Origin of the sequence: Parachitinimonas caeni, assembly GCF_030129945.1 — a bacterium.
Lineage (GTDB): Bacteria > Pseudomonadota > Gammaproteobacteria > Burkholderiales > Chitinimonadaceae > Parachitinimonas > Parachitinimonas caeni.
In genome coordinates, this window is the sequence record NZ_JARRAF010000022.1 from 1 (window position 1) to 18,681 (window position 18,681).

Annotated in this window: 14 protein-coding genes; 3 read left to right on the top strand and 11 right to left on the bottom strand. The window is 58.3% G+C overall.

Translation table 11 applies throughout. The annotated features are described in order from the left end of the window. Positions 1 to 212: 212 nt before the first annotated feature. From recA to PZA18_RS16400, 3 genes are all read right to left on the bottom strand, one after another. Positions 213 to 1,256, bottom strand: a complete 1,044-nt coding sequence (recA, locus tag PZA18_RS16390) for a recombinase RecA (RefSeq protein ID WP_284101948.1) — start codon at positions 1,254 to 1,256, stop codon at positions 213 to 215. A gap of 69 nt (positions 1,257 to 1,325) precedes the next feature. After that, the gene (locus PZA18_RS16395; RefSeq protein WP_284101949.1) at positions 1,326 to 2,000 is read right to left on the bottom strand and encodes a DUF599 domain-containing protein; all 675 of its coding nucleotides are present in this window, start codon (positions 1,998 to 2,000) and stop codon (positions 1,326 to 1,328) included. 15 nt (positions 2,001 to 2,015) lie between these two features. Next, the gene (locus PZA18_RS16400; RefSeq protein ID WP_284101950.1) at positions 2,016 to 3,851 is read right to left on the bottom strand and encodes an ATP-binding protein; all 1,836 of its coding nucleotides are present in this window, start codon (positions 3,849 to 3,851) and stop codon (positions 2,016 to 2,018) included. A gap of 594 nt (positions 3,852 to 4,445) precedes the next feature. On the opposite strand from PZA18_RS16400, the gene PZA18_RS16405 reads away from it, so the two are divergent. Continuing rightward, a complete protein-coding gene (locus tag PZA18_RS16405) occupies positions 4,446 to 5,705 on the top strand; it encodes a D-amino acid dehydrogenase (RefSeq protein ID WP_284101951.1) in 1,260 nt (419 codons plus the stop codon). A gap of 364 nt (positions 5,706 to 6,069) precedes the next feature. Here PZA18_RS16405 and PZA18_RS16410 read toward each other — a convergent pair whose 3' ends face one another. The 3 genes from PZA18_RS16410 to PZA18_RS16420 all read right to left on the bottom strand — a co-directional run bounded on the left by PZA18_RS16410 (position 6,070) and on the right by PZA18_RS16420 (position 11,685). Then, positions 6,070 to 7,893, bottom strand: a complete 1,824-nt coding sequence (locus tag PZA18_RS16410; RefSeq protein ID WP_284101952.1) for a M61 family metallopeptidase — start codon at positions 7,891 to 7,893, stop codon at positions 6,070 to 6,072. A 202-nt stretch (positions 7,894 to 8,095) separates the two neighbouring features. Beyond that, entirely contained in the window at positions 8,096 to 10,654 is a 2,559-nt protein-coding gene (locus PZA18_RS16415; protein ID WP_308447406.1) for an alkaline phosphatase D family protein, read from the bottom strand. Positions 10,655 to 11,133: 479 nt separating this feature from the next. Continuing rightward, positions 11,134 to 11,685, bottom strand: a complete 552-nt coding sequence (locus PZA18_RS16420) for a DUF2946 family protein (protein WP_284101953.1) — start codon at positions 11,683 to 11,685, stop codon at positions 11,134 to 11,136. Between the two features lie 287 nt (positions 11,686 to 11,972). Between PZA18_RS16420 and PZA18_RS16425 the strand changes: the two genes are divergently transcribed. Continuing rightward, complete coding sequence (locus PZA18_RS16425; protein WP_284101954.1) at positions 11,973 to 12,173, top strand: hypothetical protein; 201 nt, start codon at positions 11,973 to 11,975, stop codon at positions 12,171 to 12,173. A 51-nt stretch (positions 12,174 to 12,224) separates the two neighbouring features. Here the strand turns inward: PZA18_RS16425 and PZA18_RS16430 are convergent, their stop codons facing one another. From PZA18_RS16430 to PZA18_RS16445, 4 genes are read right to left on the bottom strand one after another with little or no spacing between them, the layout of a single operon-like run. Continuing rightward, a complete protein-coding gene (locus PZA18_RS16430; RefSeq protein WP_284101955.1) occupies positions 12,225 to 13,427 on the bottom strand; it encodes a tryptophan--tRNA ligase in 1,203 nt (400 codons plus the stop codon). Positions 13,428 to 13,466: 39 nt separating this feature from the next. Then, a complete protein-coding gene (locus PZA18_RS16435; protein ID WP_284101956.1) occupies positions 13,467 to 14,108 on the bottom strand; it encodes a site-2 protease family protein in 642 nt (213 codons plus the stop codon). Between the two features lie 3 nt (positions 14,109 to 14,111). Then, on the bottom strand, positions 14,112 to 14,738 hold the full coding sequence (locus PZA18_RS16440; protein ID WP_284101957.1) for an L-threonylcarbamoyladenylate synthase: 627 nt from the start codon (positions 14,736 to 14,738) through the stop codon (positions 14,112 to 14,114). Positions 14,739 to 14,777: 39 nt separating this feature from the next. Next, positions 14,778 to 15,623 carry a 3',5'-nucleoside bisphosphate phosphatase gene (locus tag PZA18_RS16445; RefSeq protein WP_284101958.1) on the bottom strand — a complete coding sequence of 282 codons (846 nt, stop codon included), beginning with the start codon at positions 15,621 to 15,623 and terminating at the stop codon, positions 14,778 to 14,780. Between the two features lie 335 nt (positions 15,624 to 15,958). Here PZA18_RS16445 and PZA18_RS16450 point away from each other — a divergent pair, with 335 nt between their 5' ends. After that, entirely contained in the window at positions 15,959 to 17,521 is a 1,563-nt protein-coding gene (locus tag PZA18_RS16450; RefSeq protein ID WP_284101959.1) for a tetratricopeptide repeat protein, read from the top strand. Positions 17,522 to 17,584: 63 nt separating this feature from the next. Here the strand turns inward: PZA18_RS16450 and PZA18_RS16455 are convergent, their stop codons facing one another. Continuing rightward, positions 17,585 to 18,616, bottom strand: a complete 1,032-nt coding sequence (locus PZA18_RS16455; protein WP_284101960.1) for a radical SAM protein — start codon at positions 18,614 to 18,616, stop codon at positions 17,585 to 17,587. Between the last annotated feature and the right edge of the window lie 65 nt (positions 18,617 to 18,681).

Here is an 18,681-nt window from a genome sequence, read left to right on the forward strand (position 1 = left end):
GGGGCGGTTGTTTTGACCCCCAAACCCCCCCCCCCCCCCCCCCCCCCCCCCCAAAAACTCGACCCGGCCCGGAGGGTTTCGCCGGATTTGAGCCCGCTGCTGCGTTAAAAATCGCTTGCTTAGCCCACTAAGCGGCGCGCTTTTCGCCTTGCATCAGGCCCAAATCCGACGAAACGCGATCCGGAAATAAAATGTCAACAGAGCCTAGCGCATTACAGATCATCTGGGACTTCGTCGTCTGCTTCCTGGCTGGCAGGCAAGGGCATTGAGACACCCACGGCTGCGCGTACTTTGGCTTCAATCTCGCGGGCAATTTCCGGGTTGTCGCGCAGGTAGTCGCGGGCATTGTCTTTACCTTGACCGATCTTGCTGCCGTTGTAGGAGTACCAGGCGCCGGACTTCTCGACGATCTTGTTGTTGACGCCAAGCTCGACGATTTCCCCTTCACGGCTGATGCCGAGGCCGTAGAGGATATCGAAGTTGGCTTCGCGGAACGGCGGTGAAACCTTGTTCTTGACAACCTTGACGCGGGTTTCGTTGCCGATGACTTCTTCGCCCTTCTTGATCGCGCCGGTGCGGCGGATGTCGAGTCGGACCGAGGCGTAGAACTTGAGGGCATTGCCACCGGTGGTGGTTTCGGGGTTGCCGAACATCACGCCGATCTTCATGCGGATCTGGTTGATGAAGATCACCAGCGTATTGGTGCGCTTGATGTTGGCGGTCAGTTTGCGCAGTGCCTGCGACATCAGGCGGGCTTGCAGGCCGGGTAGTTGGTCGCCCATCTCGCCTTCGATTTCGGCCTTGGGAACCAGTGCGGCGACAGAGTCGATGACGATGACGTCTACACCGCCTGAGCGTACCAGCATGTCGGCGATTTCGAGCGCCTGCTCACCCGTATCAGGCTGGGAGATGAGCATATCGCCTACCTTTACGCCCAGCTTCTGCGCGTAGACGGGGTCCAGCGCGTTTTCAGCATCGATATAGGCCGCAACGCCGCCCAGCTTTTGCATCTCGGCGACTGCCTGCAGGCAGAGTGTGGTTTTGCCGGAGGATTCCGGGCCATAGATTTCAACGACACGGCCGCGTGGCAGGCCACCTACGCCCAGTGCAAGATCAAGGCCGAGCGAGCCGGTGGATACGACCTGCAGGTCGTTTTCGATCTGGGCATCGCCCATTTTCATGATCGAGCCCTTGCCGAATTGCTTTTCGATTTGCGCCAGCGCAGCAGCGAGCGCCTTGCTCTTGTTGTCGTCCATGCGGGTCATCCGGGTTGTGTTTGAGTAAGGGGAATTATGGCACAAAAAAACGATTTGGAGAACGTTTGTTCACTCTCCGCCGCCGCCGGGAGGCAGTACCCAATCGACACGGTACAAAACCACCACCAGCAGCGTGGTGGCGAGCAGCATCAGATAGGGGCTGAATAGCCAGAATACCAACGGAATGCAGTAGTAGTAGAGCCGCATGCCCGAGCTGTAATACTGGCCAGCCCGCAGCATGAGGATGTCAGCATCTTTCACCAGATGTTCGATGTCACCATAGGCTGACTCGCCGCCGACCATATAGCCGAGGTGGTTGTAGAGGCGAATGGCGCTGGTGAAGCTGAAAAATGCCGCGAAGAAATCGAGCACCAGAATGACGACCTTGGCCTGCCAAAGTGCCGGGCTGGAGGCATGAAACGAGGTTTGCAGGATGGGGTTGGTGTCCGCCTGGGTGGCAAGATTGAGCAGGCCGATGATGAACAGAACGGCAGTCGAGGCAAAGAAGGTTGCGGCCATCGTTGAGTTGCGCAAGGTCTGGACAGCCAGGATCTCCTGATTGCGACGACGGATGATGCTGCTGAGCCACGCCTGGCGCGCCAGGCGTGACAGGCCCATCAGGGTGGTATGGGGACGCAGGCGTGTCGCTCGTAGCAGCAGGGCGTGATAGGCGGCCAGCAGGATGATGCTGGCACCGGCGGCTGACCATTCGGTCAGCGCGCCGGAAAACAGGTCTGGAAGCATGCTGAAGCGCAGGTTTTAACGTTTGCGTGGCAGGGTGAAGTAGAAGGTGGCGCCCTGGCCGATGGCGGCCTTGGCCCAGACCCGACCGTTGTGACGGGCGATAATGCGCTGGACGATGGCTAGCCCCACGCCGTTGCCTTCGAATTCCTGCTGGGTATGCAGACGCTGGAAGGCTCCGAACAGCTTGTCAGCGTAGGCCATGTCGAAGCCGGCACCGTTATCGGCCACATAGAAGGCATTCTGACCATCAATATTGGTGACGCCGAACTTGACTTCAGGCTGCTCGGATTTGCCGGTGAATTTCCAGGCATTTGACAACAGATTCTGCAAGACGACGCGGATCAGCTTGGGGTCGGCATCGGCAACCAGATTGGGCATGATCACCAGATTGACCTGCCGGTCCGGTTCGGCATTTTGCAGGTCGTGGGCAATTTCCTGTGCGATATCCGTCAGATTGACCGACTGGGTATTGACCTCGCTGCGGGTGAGTTTGGAGAGGTTGAGCAGATCGTCGATCAGGTTCGACATATTTTGCGTGGCCCGGCGGATTCGCTGCAGATATTGCTTGCCGATGTCGTCCAGCTTGTCGGTGTAGTCTTCCAGCAGCACCTGGCTGAAACCATCAACCGAGCGTAGTGGCGCCCGCAGATCGTGCGAGACCGAGTAGGAAAAAGCTTCCAGTTCACGATTGGCAGCCGCGAGCGCCTTGGTGCGCTGCTCGACCAATTCTTCGAGGTGATTGCGGTAGTGGTTGAGTTCGATTTCGGTAGCCTTGCGGGCGCTGATGTCGATCAGATAACCCTGCAGGTGGCGCTCACCATGCTCGTCGGGCACGGCAGTGGCGACGAGCAGCACCCATACGACTTTGTTGTTGGAGTCGAGCATGCGGCATTCAAACTCGATGTAGTTCTCGCGGTCCTGCGTTTCGGAGAACAGCTTGTAGGCCAGGTGGCGGTCATCCTGATGCAGATAGCTGGTCAGAAAGCCTTCGCTGTACCAGATGTGCAGCGGAAATCCGAGCAGGGCTTCTGCCTGCGGGCCGACATAGGTGAAACGCCATTCTGCCGGGTTGGCCTCCCAGGGGACGACATTGGTCGATTCAACCAGACGCCGGTAGCGGTCTTCAGAAGCGCGTAGCGCTTGCTCGATCTGCTTTCGCTGCGAAATATCGGCCTGCAGCTCGCGGTTCTTGGCTTCGAGTTCGGAGAACAGGCTGTGCAGGGACTGGCGGGTGATTTCGAGACTCTGGCCAAGCTTGCCCAACTCATCCTGTCGCTTCCATTCGAAAGGTGTGGAGAGGTCGCGGCTGGCGAGGCGGATGGATTCTGACATCAGGCGTTTCACCGGCGTCAGCACCCGGTTGTGGATCAGGGCCATGATCAGGGCAAGGCTAAGTACCAGCTGGATGCCGACGGTGGCCAGGTAGTAGTTCTGGTCATCGTGGATGGTCTCGGTGAGCTTGCCATCGTCCATCTCGACCGTCACCTTGCCGATGACGTTGCCCTGCTTGGTGACGCTCTGGGATTCCTGCAGCAGGCGGCCTTTGCGGCGATCTGGCTTGTTGTGTTCAAGAAAGGTGCCAAGGGTGGCATCCTGAATGATGACGCGGACGATGCGCTCGTCGCTCATCACCGAATCCAGCAGTGGCTTGCCGGTATCGGGGGAGAGGTTCCATAAGGGTTCTTGCATCCCCAGAACCAGAATCTGGGTGATGCGGGTACGATCTTTGAGCAGACCTTCCTGCAAAGCAGCTTCTCGCCGCTTGAGTGTGCTGTAGCCACTGAATATGGCAGGAATCAGCAATCCCACAAGAATCGCCGCGATGACTGCACGACGCAAAGTTAAGGGCATGGATGCTCCACAGTCTGTTCCCACTTCTACGCTACACAAGCAGGCATGCGCTGCCTGCGTGTGGGTTGGCGGGATTTCTCCTATTATTTAGCCTAGTTTTGCAGCCGCGCAAACCGCTTGTGTAAGCCAGCCTTGCATGGATCCCTTCAAAACCCAAGGGGGTCATGGCTGAAAAGTGCGCAGCGCCGGGCGAGCATTACGCGGCAGTTTACGGCGGCGCGCAAGCCGTGCCTGTAAAAATGTGTTGCCGGGGCCTGGGCCGCTTAGGCCTGGCAGGTGCACACTGTCACAGGATTTTGTCGTAACGATGAGCGGGTAAGTCGGTTTTCATCTTTTTGTGAAGCCTGTCTGCAATATAGATGAGATGGGTGTTCGCCAAGCGCTGTTGACATTTTATTTCCGGATCGCACTTTGCCGGAAAGCGGCTTGGCGTTGCGTGACAGAGCGCTTGCATAGAGTGGCCATGCTGCGGGCCTTGCGTCTTGGCTCCCCTTAAAATCCGAGCCGGCGCGACCGAATAGGTGAGGCAACAGAGCCTAACTATTGCAAGCCTGCATTTAAAAACAGCAAACAACGACAACAATGGGAGAACCCATGAAGGTTCTGATTCTAGGCGCCGGCATTACTGGCGTTACCTCGGCCTGGTATTTAGCCCGGGCCGGGCATGAAGTGACTGTAGTAGACCGCCAGCCACAGGCAGCACTTGAAACCAGTTTTGCCAATGGCGGCCAGGTGTCGGTCAGCCAGTCCGAGCCCTGGGCCGGGCCGGAAGCGCCCTTTAAAGTGGCCAAGTGGCTATGGCGTGGCGATTCGCCACTGCTGTTCCGTCCCCGGCTGGACGTGCGTCAGTGGCAGTGGGGGGCGGGCTTTCTCTGGGAATGTCTGCCCACCAATATGCGGCACAACATTGCACAGATGGTGCGCTTGGGCCTGTATAGCCGCGACGCGCTACGCGAATTGCGTGACGAAACCGGGATCGCCTACGACTGCGAAACCCGTGGCATTTTGCAGATCTACTTTGATCAGGCCAGCCTGGATGATGCGGCGGCGACCTCAAAGCTCATGCGCGAGCTGGGTTGTGAACGCCGCACCTTGAACACCGAAGAAGCGGTCCAGATCGAGCCGGCGTTGCGCTACATCAAGGATAGACTGGCCGGCGCGACCTTTGCGCCGGATGATGAATCGGGTGACGCCAGATTGTTTACGCAGGGTCTGGCCGATCTGGCGGCACAGCGCGGAGTGAATTTCCGCTACAACACCATGATTCTCGGCGTGGAACACGCAGCTGATGCCGTAACCGGAGTGCGCATTCGCGATTGCGAAGGCCGGGATTCCACCTTGCGGGCGGATGCCTATCTGGTCTGCCTGGGTAGCTACAGTCCCTTGCTGGTGCGGCCGTTAGGCTTGTATCTGCCGATCTACCCGACCAAGGGGTATTCCGCGACGATCGATACCGAGGGATTTGACGGTGCACCCCACGTCAGCATTACCGATGATTCGGTGAAAATGGTCTTCACCCGCCTGGGTAACCGGCTGCGCATCGCTGGCACGGCCGAGCTTAACGGCTACAACACCGACCTCAACATGCTGCGCTGCGAGGCGCTGCTACGTCGCACCTTCGAACTGTTCCCGAATGCCGGGGATCGCCATAGCGTGCAGTACTGGACCGGACTGCGGCCCTCGACGCCGTCGAATGTGCCGATGATTGGCGGAACCCGCTATCGCAATCTGTACCTCAATACCGGGCATGGCACGCTGGGCTGGACTGAGGGCTGTGGCTCTGCCAAGGCCATCGCCGACATCATCAGCGGCCGCAAACCTGAGCTGGATTTTGATTTTCAGCGATCTGGCTGATCGGGCTTGTTGATCGAGGGGCCACTGGCTTAGCTGCTGTCGGTGCAAGGTGCGCCAGTGAGAAGTCACTGGATCAATCAGGGGCGATCGTCGAAATGCCATGGCCTTGACGGATTTTCGTGGAATTTGCGGACAGGGGTTCAATGGATGGGATGGTCTCGAATGCTTTGTCTGGACTGATTTTCAAACAAAGGCTGACAAGCCATCGAGTACAGAGATCGACTACAGCGTCTGGTGCAGAAGAATTGGGAGAAAGTAGCCCCTTTCGGCAGATCCCCGGCTTTAGCTATCCGAACGATAGTGAAGGGGCAGGGGGTTCGTCTACTGAGTACGTAGATGAACCCCGCCGTTACGTCAACAGAGTCTAGACACCGATCCAGGCGCGGCGTCTGGCGATCTTGTCGGCATCACTGTCATCGCAGGCCAGGCCGACGGTGTTGTCGGTGCTGACTTGCAAGGTCAGTCGGGTGGCGATCAGTTCATCGCGCCGGAAAGCCAGGATGTCGAGCTTGTCGCCCACCTTGGCTTTGGCCAGTGCCGCATCCAGATTGGCCTGGCTGGCTTTGAGGCCGTCAATCGCAACCAGAACGTCATTGGCAGCCAATCCCGCCTCCTCGGCAGGCCCGCCATTGAAGATGTGGGTCAGTTTGACCAGGCCGCTATCAGAGCCCAGCTTGGCGCCGATAGTGACACCACCAGCCTTTGGCTTGTCGAGCCAGCCGCCTCGGTCTGTGCCGGACTGCGGCGCCCGCAGCTGCCATTTCACGCCGGCGCTGGCCAATAGCTCGGGCAGGGGCAGATCTTCGGTGCTGCGCAAGGCATGATTGAAGAAGCCCTTCAGATCAAGACCCGTGGCCTCTTCAGCCACAGTCTCCCATTCGGTTTCACCCACCCCCTTGCCGCCACCTTCGTAGAAATCACGGCCGTAGCGTTGCCACAGTAGTTGCATGACATCGTCGAGTGACTTTGCGCCCTGCGTTTTCTGGCGGATGGTCAAGTCGAGTGCGAGGCCGACCATCGCACCCTTGGTGTAGTAGCTGACGCCGCTGTTTGGGCTGTTTTCGTCCTGACGGTAGTACTTGATCCAGGTATCGAAGCTGGAGTCTTCAAGATTCTGAACCAGTCGGCCGGGGGTGCGCAGCACGCCGGTGATGGTCTGCGACAACAGCTCCAGATAGCTGGCGGCGTCGATCAGGCCGGTGCGGACCAGCGTCAGATCGTCGTAGTACGAGGTCAGCCCTTCGAATGCCCACAGCAGACGGGTGTAGTTTTCTTGCGAGAGGTTGTAGGGCGCATAGCTGGCGGGTTTGATGCGCTTGACGTTCCAGCTGTGGAAATACTCATGGCTGACCAGGCCCAGAAACTGCCGGTAGTTGGTCTTGATGTCGGTTTCGCCTGCGGCTGGCAGGCTATCTCGCGAGCAGACGAGGGCGGTGGAGGCGCGGTGTTCCAGGCCGCCGTAACCATCACCCAGAACCACCGTCATGAACACATAGCGATCGAATGGGGCGGGCTCGCCAAACAGGCGGATCTGGTATTCGCAGATCTTTTTGAAATCGGTGCACAGACGATCCATGTCGGCATTGTGGCGCCCGGCGAATACGATATCGTGCGGTACTCCGCAGGCTTCGAAGGTTGCCAGAGTGAAGTCGCCAAGCTCGACGGGATGGTCGGTGAGGTCGTCGTAGTCCTTGGCGCGGTAGGTGCCAAAACCATAACGGGCGGCACCGGCTTCCGGCAGGCTGGTTGCCACTTTCCAGTTGGCGTAGCGGGCCGCGCTCGGGCCAACCATCTCGACTTCACACGGGCGATCGGTCTTGCCTTCCACCGCCAGGAAAACGCTGGTGCCATTGAAGAAGCCACGTTGGCTATCGAGGTATGCGCTGCGCACCGACAGATCGAAGGCGTACACGGTGTAGATCAGCGTCAGCTCGCCCTTTACGGGCGCAGCCTGCCAGCGTTGCTTGTCGAGCTTGGTCAGGGCTACGACCTGGCCCGCGCTCTCGGCCCGGATGCTGACAATGTTGCGGGCGAATTCCCGCACCAGATAGCTGCCAGGAATCCAGACCGGCAGGGTAAAGCACTGGCCTGCGGCATCCGGGTCGGCAACATGGCAATGAATTTCGAACTGATGGGCCTCAGGCGAGGTGACTGCAATGCGGTAGCGGATAGGTGTGTGGGTGGTCATGAATGATCAAACGCGGCGGGTTGCGAAATGAGCGGTCAACAGAGCCTGGACCGTCTGCGAAGCCCGCAGTTTATCACGCAGGTTTTCGGCGGAAGCGGTTGGGAGGTCTGTTGTGCGGCGGTTGCAGGCCTATGCGCAAAAAAAAAGCAGGCCGGGGAGTCCGGCCTGCTGAAGGGGTGATCCGTTAGTGCGTTGGGGATGATCAGCTGATCTTCACGTCCACGACATCGCGGGTCACGGTAGCGGTTTTGACGCTGGCAACCACATTGGCCGGTGCGTTGGTACCAACCAGTTTGTTGACGCGGCGGAACTGGCAGCTGAGGTTGCCGGGTGTCAGCGTGATGACTGAGTAGCCCTGTGCGTCGGTTTCGACGTACTTGAGCCAAGGATTGCTGTTGAGGGACGCCAGCTGCTGTGCCAGGCCAACCAGGCTGCCGAAGGATGACGAGCTGGTGAGACCCGCCAGCACAGCGGCCACGGTGGCATCAAGCTGAGCTTCCGGCAGACCGGCTGCCGCCAGTGCGCCCCGCAGCTGAACGCGGATCTGCTCGCCAAGCGCGGCCGCATTGGGAGCGGCCCGGCCCAGCGAGTAGTCCAGCAGATCGACATTGAGCTTGATGGTACCCAAGCCGGTTACCGGGATCGTCAGCGGGTAGTAGACGAGCGTGGCCAGATCGGCCGACAGCGCGCCCACGGCTTCCTGCAGGTAGGTGAAAAAGGAATCGGAGCTGATGCCGGCAGTGACCAGATCCACCATGACCGGGGTGCCACCATTGCTGGCCTGGTAGTCATCATTGACGGTACCGGCAAAGAAGGAGTGGATGTCCCCTGTGATGGCCACCACGTTCTTGATCCCGTTGTCCTTGAGGTGGGCCATCAAGGCTTTGCGTTCAGCGTTGTAGCCATCCCACTGGTCGGCATTGAGCAGGAATTTCTGGAAGAACGGGGTCAGCGCGGCGGCCTTGCCACTATTGGTGATGAAGGTCGATTTGGCCTGATTGGCCATGATATCGGCCTTGATGTAGCCAAAGGCAATCACTTGCGCGCCGGCCGTGGCCTGCGCCGTGCTGTCGCCTGCTGCGACCTGCATGGCGGCAAGGAAGGTTTGTGCCATCAGACCCAGTACCGAGGTGGGCAGGCCACTGCTGGCGGTCGCGGCTACCAGCGTCTGCACGCTGTTGGCCCCGGCGGCATAAGCGGTAGCCAGCGCTTTGGCGACGGCTGCTGCATTGGCTTGCGGAACGCCTGCAGTGGTGCCGGCAACCAGCGCTGCCGCCGTTGGAACATGGCCGGTGCTGGCGGCAGCATTGCCAATGCCGGTGGCGAGTGTGCTGATCGAGCCCAGTGCGATCAGGGTGGCGATGGCGTCTGTGCCATTGATGCCCATGCGTAGCAGCGATACTTCGTTGCCCCAGATTTTCCAGGTGGCGGGGCTGGACTTCATGGTGTCCATCCACCATTGACGCTGGCTTTGGCCAAGCATGGATACCAGCAGCAAGGGGTCGCTGGTGCCGATGCGTGTGGTCAGGGCAATCTTCTGCTGTTCTGCGCCATACAGCGTGGTTTCCGGCGCCATGTAACGGGCACCGATAGCGCCGATAGCCTGACCGGTGGCCGGGTTGGTCGCGGCTTCGGGGATCATGTGATCGGCGCGATAGAGCCGTTCATCGGTCATGATGAGGTGCATCAGCTTGCCGAACTGCAGCTCGCGATAAATCTTGATGTTCTCGACGCCATAGGTCTCGCCCGCGCTGAACCAGATATCGGCCGGCATGTATTCATACCAGGCGCGGTTGGCGTTGCGGCGGCGCTGGGGTTGGTGGGTGTTGTCGCCGCCAACGGTGGCGTTAAAGGTGCCGTTGTCGTAAGTGTGGGTGTCGCGCCAGGCGTCGTCCGAGAACTCGTGATCGTCCCAGATGGCAATCACGGCATAACGCTCGTGAACGGCTTGCAGACGGGTATCACTGCGGTACTTTTTGTAGAGGTAGCGGTAATCGACCAGAGCATCCGCGTAGCGGACATTGGAGTTGGGCTTGAATGCGCCCTGCGGCAGGCTCAGCGGGCCGTGTGCGGCTTCGACGGCTCCCTTCTGGAACGCCTCGCCAACGGTCTCGTAGATGTAATCGCCCAGATGGACGAAGAAGTCGAGATCCTTTTCGTTGGCAACCAGATGGCTGAAAGCACCCCAATGGTTGATCGACCAGTCCTGACAGGTCATGAACGCAAACTTCAGCTGCGAAACGTCGGCGTCTTTTGCTGGCGCTGTCTTGAAGCGGCCGACCCTGGAACGGACATCACCCGCGATGAACTGGTAGAAATACACCTTGCCCGCTGCCAGGTTGGTGATCTTGCTACGCACGGTGTTGTCGTACATGGCATAGGCCGGCACCGTGGTATCGACGACCAGATTGCCGTCAATGGCGCTGTTCGAGCCAAGCTTGCTGCTGTGATCGGCGTCACTGACGATCAGGCGAATCGAGACATTGGTATCGGTGCTGGCGGTCAGTACATCGTCAGCGCTGGCGGGTACCACACGCGTCCACAGCAGGATGCTGTCAGGGCGAGGGTCGCCTGACGCGATACTTTGCGGAAATTTCCAGCCGGAACCTGTGGCTGCCGGGGTGGCGGGTGCGGTGATGTCGGTGCCGGGAATGGTGCTGGTGCTGCTGCTGTCCGAGCTGCTGCAACCCATCAGGTTGCCGGTGGCTGCGGTTACGGTGACAAAGCCACCCCATTTCAGAAATTGCCGTCTATCCATCATGTCATCCTCTCGTTGTTATCTCGTTACGTGGACTGGAAACTGGCTTGAAAACCCCGCCATACGTGTGCGATGCCGGGCCGCGGTGGCCAAGGGGCTTTGCTGCAGGCGCAAGGCCAGCCTGGCTGACCGCCGCCTGCAGCAACACTTGAGCGGGTTCTCAGGCATGCAGAGCCTAGGCTCTGTTGACATTTTATTTCCGGATCGCGTTTCGTCGGATTTGGGCCTGATACAAGGCAAAAAGCGCGCTGCTTAGTGGGCTAAGCAAGCGATTTTTAACGCCGCAGCAGGCCCAAATCCGGCGAAACCCTCCGGGCCGGGTCGATTTTTGGGGCATGGCATCGTTAGGGTTCGCTTATTTAGCTCGCTAAACTACGCTCACCCTGCCTCGCTCTGCCCCAAAACTCGGCCCGGCGCGACCGGAAACAAAACGTCAACAGAGCCTAGCACATGCTTGCTAGATTTTTCATGACGCGGCTCGTTCATTCGGCTGATGGATGGCATTGAAAGCCGAAATAGCCTGGAATTTGCGTTTGCAGGAGCTTGATCACCGGGCTGCCGCGCCAGTTCAGGCGGCAATCCCGGTCAAACCGGTCGAGTTCCTGTTCCAGATCGGCATCTGTGCAGCGTTGGGCGCCCAGAGAGAAACCGTTGGCAAAGTCGGCGAGGTCGCGGTCATCAATCAGGCCACAAATGCCGTCAATAATGGCGTAGCAGTTGCCTTCTTCATCCAGAACAACCTGTTCGACCAGCTCGTGATGATGACCAGCCAGACAGGAAAACCCCCCGCTTTGATAGCGCCAGATCTGCGGTGTGGCATCCAGGGTGAGGTAAACCCGCTGAGGGCCATTCTGGAAAAACCAGCGACCTGCTTCATCATGGCTGCAGTTGCGGGCAATGAAATCTCGCAAGGCTGAATGGCTGACCATTTCGTCGCGAATCAGCCATTCCCCTCGGCGGTTGAGGCGCAACCAGCCATAGACGGCGGGAACATTGGGCCATTTGGCAAGCGCGGCAAATACGATGGGATCCATTTACTCATCCTGATTGTACGGGCTTCCAGCTCGCCTGAAGGGTAGAACCTTTTTTACAGGGTGGCGAGCTCGGGCCCGGTTGATGGGGGGCGGTGATGTCTCCAGGCCCTGTGCCAGCGAATCCTGAGTGGCGGATCAGACGCAGGCAAGATCTCATGTCAGATCTGTCTGGCTGCGACGACCAAACGGATGTGCGTAACAGGTTTGGGTGGCCGGATACCCGTAATCAGGTGGAGGTCGGTCCCCGTCTGTTGCCATTCATCCTTGACGAAGCCAGGAGGTATGCCATGACAGTTGGCCGTTGCAGTGATTGCTCCAACTCCAGCGAGACTTTCGAAGCGATTCGCGCTTACCAGCGTGAACAGCAGGACCGCCTGCAGCGGGCTGAAGTCGCTGGCACCCCCGAATCTCAGGTGCGCACACCGCTGAACATCAATCAGCCGCAGGCCGGGGCGACGGCGGGGAGCGTCGTCAATATCGCGGTGTGAGTAGCGCGTTAGCGGCTCTTGGTCTGTTCAGTTCGAGAGTGCCAACAGAACCTAGCTATAGCCCAGGCCCATCGCATCCCGTACATCACGCATGGTTTCGCAGGCCAGGCGATGGGCGCGTTCGCAACCGTCTTCAACGATATTGCGCACCAGAGCGGGATCGTCCAGATACGGCTGCGCACGTTCGAGCATGGGCGCCTGCTCGGCGACGATGCCGTCAATCACCGGCTGCTTGCAATCGAGGCAGCCGATGCTGGCATTCCGGCAACCTTGCTGGGCCCATTGCCGGGTGTTGTCGTCGGAGTAGAGCTGGTGAAACTGCCAGACCGGGCAGCGATCCGGTTCGCCGGGGTCGGTGCGACGGATGCGGGCCGGGTCGGTGGGCATGGCCCGGATCTTTTTGCTGATATTGTCAGGGGTTTCGCGCAGCGCGATGGTATTACCCAGGGATTTTGACATCTTGGTGCCGTCCAGCCCCGGCAGGCGGGCACATTCGGTCAGCAGCGGTTGTGGTTCGGGCAAAATGACTTTGCCTTTGCCTTCGAGGTAGCCGAACAGACGTTCGCGATCACCAAGGCTGATGTTTTGCATCTCGGCCAGCAGCGCACGTGCCGACTCCAGCGCCGCTTCATCACCTTCCTGCAGATAACGGGTGCGGAACTCTTCATACAGTCGCCCCTTTTTGGTGCCCATGCGGCGAATGGCGGCTTCGGCTTTTTCCTCGAAACCGGGTTCCCGACCATAGATGTGGTTGAAGCGGCGGGCAATTTCTCGGGTCAGCTCAAGGTGAGACACCTGATCTTCACCGACGGGAACGCGATTGGCCCGATAGATCAGGATGTCGGCAGCCTGCATGAGCGGGTAGCCAAGAAAGCCATACATGCCGAGGTCTTTCTGGCTGAGCTTTTCGATCTGGTCTTTGTAGGTAGGTACCCGTTCCAGCCAGCCCAGCGGGGTGATCATCCCCAGCAGCAGCGTCAATTCGGCATGCTCCGGTACGCGTGACTGGATGAAGAGGGTGGCCTGTGCCGGGTCTACCCCCGCAGCCAGCCAGTCGATCACCATGTCCCAGGTGTTCTTTTCGATTCGACTCACCTCATCGTAAGAGGTGGTCAGGGCGTGCCAGTCTGCAACAAAAAACAGGCACTCCACTTCATTTTGCAGTCGAACCCAGTTCTTCAAGGCGCCGTGATGGTGGCCCAGGTGCAGGGCCCCGGTCGGACGCATTCCAGACAGAACGCGATCGGGAAACATGGTGCGGGTCTTCTCCTCAGCAGGGTGTGGCTTGGCGACTTAAATGAGCATGGCCACCAGGGTGTAAACGAGTTTGATCAGCGGCCGCAGGATGGCGTCGAGAACATGGGTCAGCATCAACCCGAGGATGATGAACATGCCCCAGGGTTCGAGACGTTGAAGGGGTTGTGCCAAGCTGGGGGGCAACAGGCTAATCGCAATTTGCGCTCCAGGTAGGGGTGGAATGGGTAAAAGATTGAACACCAGCATGACAGTATTAATTTGTATTCCGGCCCCGCACATCCCGAGAAGTGGTGTGCGATAGTCGTTGGTAACTGGCATTGAGTACCCCAGCTTCAAGAGTATTGCCCACACTAGCAGCATTATCAGATTTGCTCCCAAGCCTGCTGATGCCACCCAAAGCATATCCCGCTTGGGGTTGTGAAATTTGCTGGGATCAATTGGAACAGGCTTGCCCCAGCCGAATACGAAACCTGTGATCATTGTCAATAGCGGCACCAGAACAGTCCCGATCAAATCAATATGTCGCAAGGGATTCAGGCTGATTCGATTAACTATTTCAGGGGTATTGTCTCCAAGATGGTTCGCTACATAGGCACGGGATGCCTCATGTAATGTCAATGCTAACAACACCGGCAAAATCGCCAGCAGAATTTGTTGAACCAGGTCAAATTCGCCCATCACTCACTCCAGCCCGAACGGGGTGATGGAGCCGCGACCCTGTCGAACCAGTTCGGGAGCGCCGCTGGTCAGGTCGATGACGGTGGTCGGCTCAATCCCGCACGAGCCGGCGTCCAGGACCAGCTCGACATCATGTTCAAGCCGTTCACGGATTTCCCAGGCATCGGTCAGGGGCAGCTCATCTCCCGGCAGCAACAAGGTGGAAGACAGCAAAGGTTCGCCCAGCTCTTCGATCAGGGCGCTGACGATCGGGTGATCGGGCACGCGCAGGCCGATGGTGCTGCGCTTGGGGTGTTGCAACCGGCGCGGGACTTCCTTGGTGGCCTGCAGCAGAAAGGTATAGCTGCCGGGCGTGGCAGCTTTCAGGTAGCGATATTGTTGATTATCGACCCTGGCGTAGGTGGCCAGCTCGGATAGATCACGGCAGACCAGAGTGAAGTGGTGCTTGTCATCCACGCCACGAATACGGCGAATACGCTCAACGGCGTCTTTGTCACCAAGGTGGCAGCCGATGGCGTAACACGAATCTGTCGGGTAAACGATAAGTCCGCCTTTGCGGATGATGTCCACCGCATTGCGAATCAGTCGTACTTGGGGGTTTTCAGGGTGTATTGAAAAAAACTGGGCCATTGGGTTGCCAAAATCGAGAATAGGGGAGGGAGGGACGGCTCAGGCGTCGGTATCGAGCCAGGCCGACCAGACGGGTTCGCAGCCATTGGGCAGTGCGGGCAGAATGCCGGGTTCGCGTGCGCCTTCGCCGGTAGCGTGGTAGTCCGACCCGGCCGAGGCTTTGAGTCCGTGTTCACGGGCATAACGGGCAGCGCGGGCGGTATCGTCAACACCGTGGCTGCCAGACACCACTTCAATGGCTTCACCGCCAAGCGCCTTGAATTCGGCGATCAGGTCCAGCATGGTGCCCTTGCCGAATTCGTAGCGACCGGGATGGGCGATGACGGCTACGCCGCCAGCCGCTTTGATCCAGCTGACGGCGTCCTGCAGGCTGGCCCATTCGTGCGGCACATAGCCCGGCTTGCCTTTGGCCAGATACTTCTTGAAAACGCTGCGCATATCCTTGGCAATGCCGCGTTCGACCAGATAGCGGGCGAAGTGGGCACGGCCAATCATTTCGGGGTTGTCGGCATACCGGCGCGCACCTTCGAGTGTGCCTTCGATGCCGGCGGCGCTCAGCGCTTGGGCCATGCGGCCGGCGCGCTCCTCACGGCCAGAGCGCACACTGCGCAAGCCTTCCTGTAACTGAGGGTTGGCGGGATCGATGCCCAGCCCGACGATGTGCAGGGTGTGCTTGCACCAGGACACGGAAATTTCGACGCCATTAACGAATTGCATACCGCGTGAGGCAGCTTCGGCGGCCGCCTCGGCCAGACCACGTACATCGTCGTGATCGGTCAGGGCAAACAGTCGGCAACCGCGCTCTGCGGCTCGGGCAACCACATCTCGGGGAGCCAGAATGCCGTCCGAGATATTGGAATGGCTGTGTAAATCGACTGCGAGCATTGGGGAAAGATCAGTAGGAATCAGTAAATATGATAACAAAAATTACCCCCTCGCCCCGGATCCCGACGGCCGACTGTCGGCTGCTGGAGACATTTGCACCGTTTTGCGACGGCGATCAACCAAACGGCATGGTAGTTGTGATACCAGCTGCTAGTCTGGATTTTAGGCGCTATTGACACATTATTTCCGGAATCAAAACGTCAACAGAGCCTGGGCGGGCCACTCAGTGGGGGCTGCCAGCGCAGGGGGTAAGGCTTGCGCGGCGCGCTAACACGTCTTGCCGCCAACGAGATGGCAGGCGCTGCCTTTCACATCAAGAAACCAAGGGGAAGTCCATGCGTGAGGTGACGGTTTTCAGGGGGGCGGCAGGCGAGGTGGCGGCGGGGTTCGTCCACCCGCTGATCTTCTTTACGGCAATCCCGGTGCTGATGCTCTATGGCTCGGGCGGACTGGTAGCGTGGGTGTTTTCGATGATTTTTCGCAAGGCACCGACCGTGGCGGAGCTCTTTACGTTCCTTCTGTTTTTCGGCCTGTATACCGCCACGCTTGGGCGCTTTGCCGTGTCCTCCAGCCGGGGGGCCACGGAAGAAGGCATGTTTTCAGACAAGGTGCAGTCCGGTGAAACGCGAGCGTTTGTGCTGCGTTTTACGGTGGCTACGCTGATGTGGGCTGCGCCGCTGTTTGGGTTGTTCCGGTTGCTGGCACGGTCTGCCGGATCGGTGTCGCTGGATGACGACCCGGCACCGTCGTCTGCCAAGACAACCGACTCGTTTATTCCTGGCGAGCAAAACCTGACGCCCGTCGATGATGCGCTGGGCGCGCTGGGGATGATGACCAGTGTCGCCAGCATTGTCTCAGTGGTGTACGCGCTGACGGTTATCGTGATGGTGGTGATGCCGTTGCTGACCTGTATTGTTGCAACGCGCGCCGAAAGCTTTCCTGACATCTTCAAACTCGAAGCCTGGCTGGAGCCACTGACGGAACGCCGGCAGGACTTTCTGGCCTTGTGCTGCACCCTGTTTGGCGCGATTGGCGTTGCGTACGTCATCTACCTGGCGCCGGCGATGCTGGTTATAGCGGCCAGCTTCCGGGCTTCCACGACCTTTGGTGTGATGGTGATGGGCTTCATGTCGATGTTGCCACTGGCCTTGTCGCCCATTCTGTTGGGGCGGCTGACAGGGGTGTTTGTCTATGGTGGGCGGGTGGTCGATCTGGACCAGATGGACCAGCATTCCGTCACCGAGCTGAGTTCAGATGGGTTTTCCCGGTTGGCGGTTCCAACTCAGTACGGCGAGCCCTCGGCCCTGTTGCGACCCGATGTGCCGCCGGCTCCTCCGGCACCTCCCAAGCCAACCCTGGAAGCCATGCAGGGTAAAGCGGCGGGGCTGACAGGGGATGCGCTGACGCAGGCGATTCAAGACGCCGAGGCGGGGTTAAGGCAATCACCCCGCGATCCGTATCTTGGAGTCGAATTGTGTCTGTTGCTGAGTAAGGCTGGGCAAACCGATAGACTGATTGACGCCGCAGCACCCGCGGTTGCCAATACTTTGGCGCATGGTCTGGCACCCATGGCGATGGCGGTAATGCGTTCAGTCTGGGCTGACCGGGCCAAACTGAAACTCGATACAGCCGTGCTCGACAATATGGGGCGGGTATTTCTGGCCCAGAATGGCTTTGTCGAGGCGGCTTGGTGTTTGCATGCGGCAGGCGTGGTTGCCAACGACGAACTGCGTGCGCAGAAAGGCTTACTGGAGGCGGCCAACCGGGCGGCCGAAGCCAAACAGCCCAAGGCTGCTGCCCAGTTATATCAATTCTTCCTCAAGAAATACCCTGGCTCACAATTTGTGAGCTTCGTGACATCGGCACTGGAAGCCGAACAGCGCAAGTGCAGTAAATAGGAATATTTGAGCCCCCCAAAAACCAGACTGCAAGAAGCAGTCTGGTTTTTTATTGCCGGGCATTTAGATTGGGGTAAGAGCGATCACTTTACGTTGATCTTCCTGTTTTTCGTGTGGATGTGTATAAACCGGGCAGGAAAGAATATCCTCGTCTCTATCGGCAAGCCCTCTAAACCAATAACTGAGTTTCTGGTTGTTCAGGGATAGCGTGCCGTCATCCTGCAAGGTGCCGATATGGTTTTTCGGATCATCAAAGGCAACCGTGCATTTGGCAATCTGCCCATTGGCGCGAATTACCAGATTATTCGGTTTTGAGGCATAGCAGATATAGCCATTTGCATGTGAGCTTACTGCATCAATATGCTGGATCGGTTCAAGAATTCTTTCGATTTCAGCCAGAGCTGTCATTCGATCAGATTTAGACAAAGTGCTGATATGTGCGGCATTCGGGCCGCCCAGATTTTCAATGGGCTTGAGAAATACATCAAACCGTTTATCGGCAGAAAATTCTTTAACAATGGCATGTGCCAATTGTTTGACTGATTCGATATTAATATCTGTTAAATGAATACGAATGGTCGTCGCGAAATTCAGATCGGTTTGACGCATCATTAATAACGTGGACCAGACGCTATCAAATGTGCCGCCGCCTGATCCATGGCGGCGTGTGTTGTCATGGCCGGCCTGCCAGCCATCCAGCGAAATCTGGAAAATACGCTGATTGAGTGCCACCAGCTTGCGCAGCAGCGCTTCGTCAAGCAAAGAGCCATTGGTGGTGATATCCCCGGCAAGCAGTTTTACGCCATGCTCCTGGCACAGGTTTTGTGCAAATTCACTCAGCTCAAGCACAATGTCTGATGCGGCTAATGGTTCGCCGCCAAACCAGCCCAGTTTGAGCTGTCGAAGTGTGCCAATGCGTGATTGTAATAATCGTTTTATTGCCAGGATCTTGTCTGACGACATGCGGCCGACTTGAAAATCTTCATAGCAATAGGTGCAGCGGAAATTACATTTCTCGGTGGGGAGAATAATCAGGCTTAATGATTTTGGGTTTATGGCTTCGATGAGCGCCCCGTCTGAAATGCTGTTTTCCATTTTATTATTCCATTGCAGCCTGTATGAAACGGGCGAGGGGCAATATCTCCGATTGCCCCTGCATC

Bases quoted from the DNA above. Each gene is read 5' to 3' on its own strand.
- recA (WP_284101948.1), bottom strand. From the start codon at position 1,256: ATGGACGACAACAAGAGCAAGGCGCTCGCTGCTGCGCTGGCGCAAATC.
- PZA18_RS16395 (WP_284101949.1), bottom strand. From the start codon at position 2,000: ATGCTTCCAGACCTGTTTTCCGGCGCGCTGACCGAATGGTCAGCCGCC.
- PZA18_RS16400 (WP_284101950.1), bottom strand. From the start codon at position 3,851: ATGCCCTTAACTTTGCGTCGTGCAGTCATCGCGGCGATTCTTGTGGGA.
- PZA18_RS16405 (WP_284101951.1), top strand. From the start codon at position 4,446: ATGAAGGTTCTGATTCTAGGCGCCGGCATTACTGGCGTTACCTCGGCC.
- PZA18_RS16410 (WP_284101952.1), bottom strand. From the start codon at position 7,893: ATGACCACCCACACACCTATCCGCTACCGCATTGCAGTCACCTCGCCT.
- PZA18_RS16415 (WP_308447406.1), bottom strand. From the start codon at position 10,654: ATGATGGATAGACGGCAATTTCTGAAATGGGGTGGCTTTGTCACCGTA.
- PZA18_RS16420 (WP_284101953.1), bottom strand. From the start codon at position 11,685: ATGGATCCCATCGTATTTGCCGCGCTTGCCAAATGGCCCAATGTTCCC.
- PZA18_RS16425 (WP_284101954.1), top strand. From the start codon at position 11,973: ATGACAGTTGGCCGTTGCAGTGATTGCTCCAACTCCAGCGAGACTTTC.
- PZA18_RS16430 (WP_284101955.1), bottom strand. From the start codon at position 13,427: ATGTTTCCCGATCGCGTTCTGTCTGGAATGCGTCCGACCGGGGCCCTG.
- PZA18_RS16435 (WP_284101956.1), bottom strand. From the start codon at position 14,108: ATGGGCGAATTTGACCTGGTTCAACAAATTCTGCTGGCGATTTTGCCG.
- PZA18_RS16440 (WP_284101957.1), bottom strand. From the start codon at position 14,738: ATGGCCCAGTTTTTTTCAATACACCCTGAAAACCCCCAAGTACGACTG.
- PZA18_RS16445 (WP_284101958.1), bottom strand. From the start codon at position 15,623: ATGCTCGCAGTCGATTTACACAGCCATTCCAATATCTCGGACGGCATT.
- PZA18_RS16450 (WP_284101959.1), top strand. From the start codon at position 15,959: ATGCGTGAGGTGACGGTTTTCAGGGGGGCGGCAGGCGAGGTGGCGGCG.
- PZA18_RS16455 (WP_284101960.1), bottom strand. From the start codon at position 18,616: ATGGAAAACAGCATTTCAGACGGGGCGCTCATCGAAGCCATAAACCCA.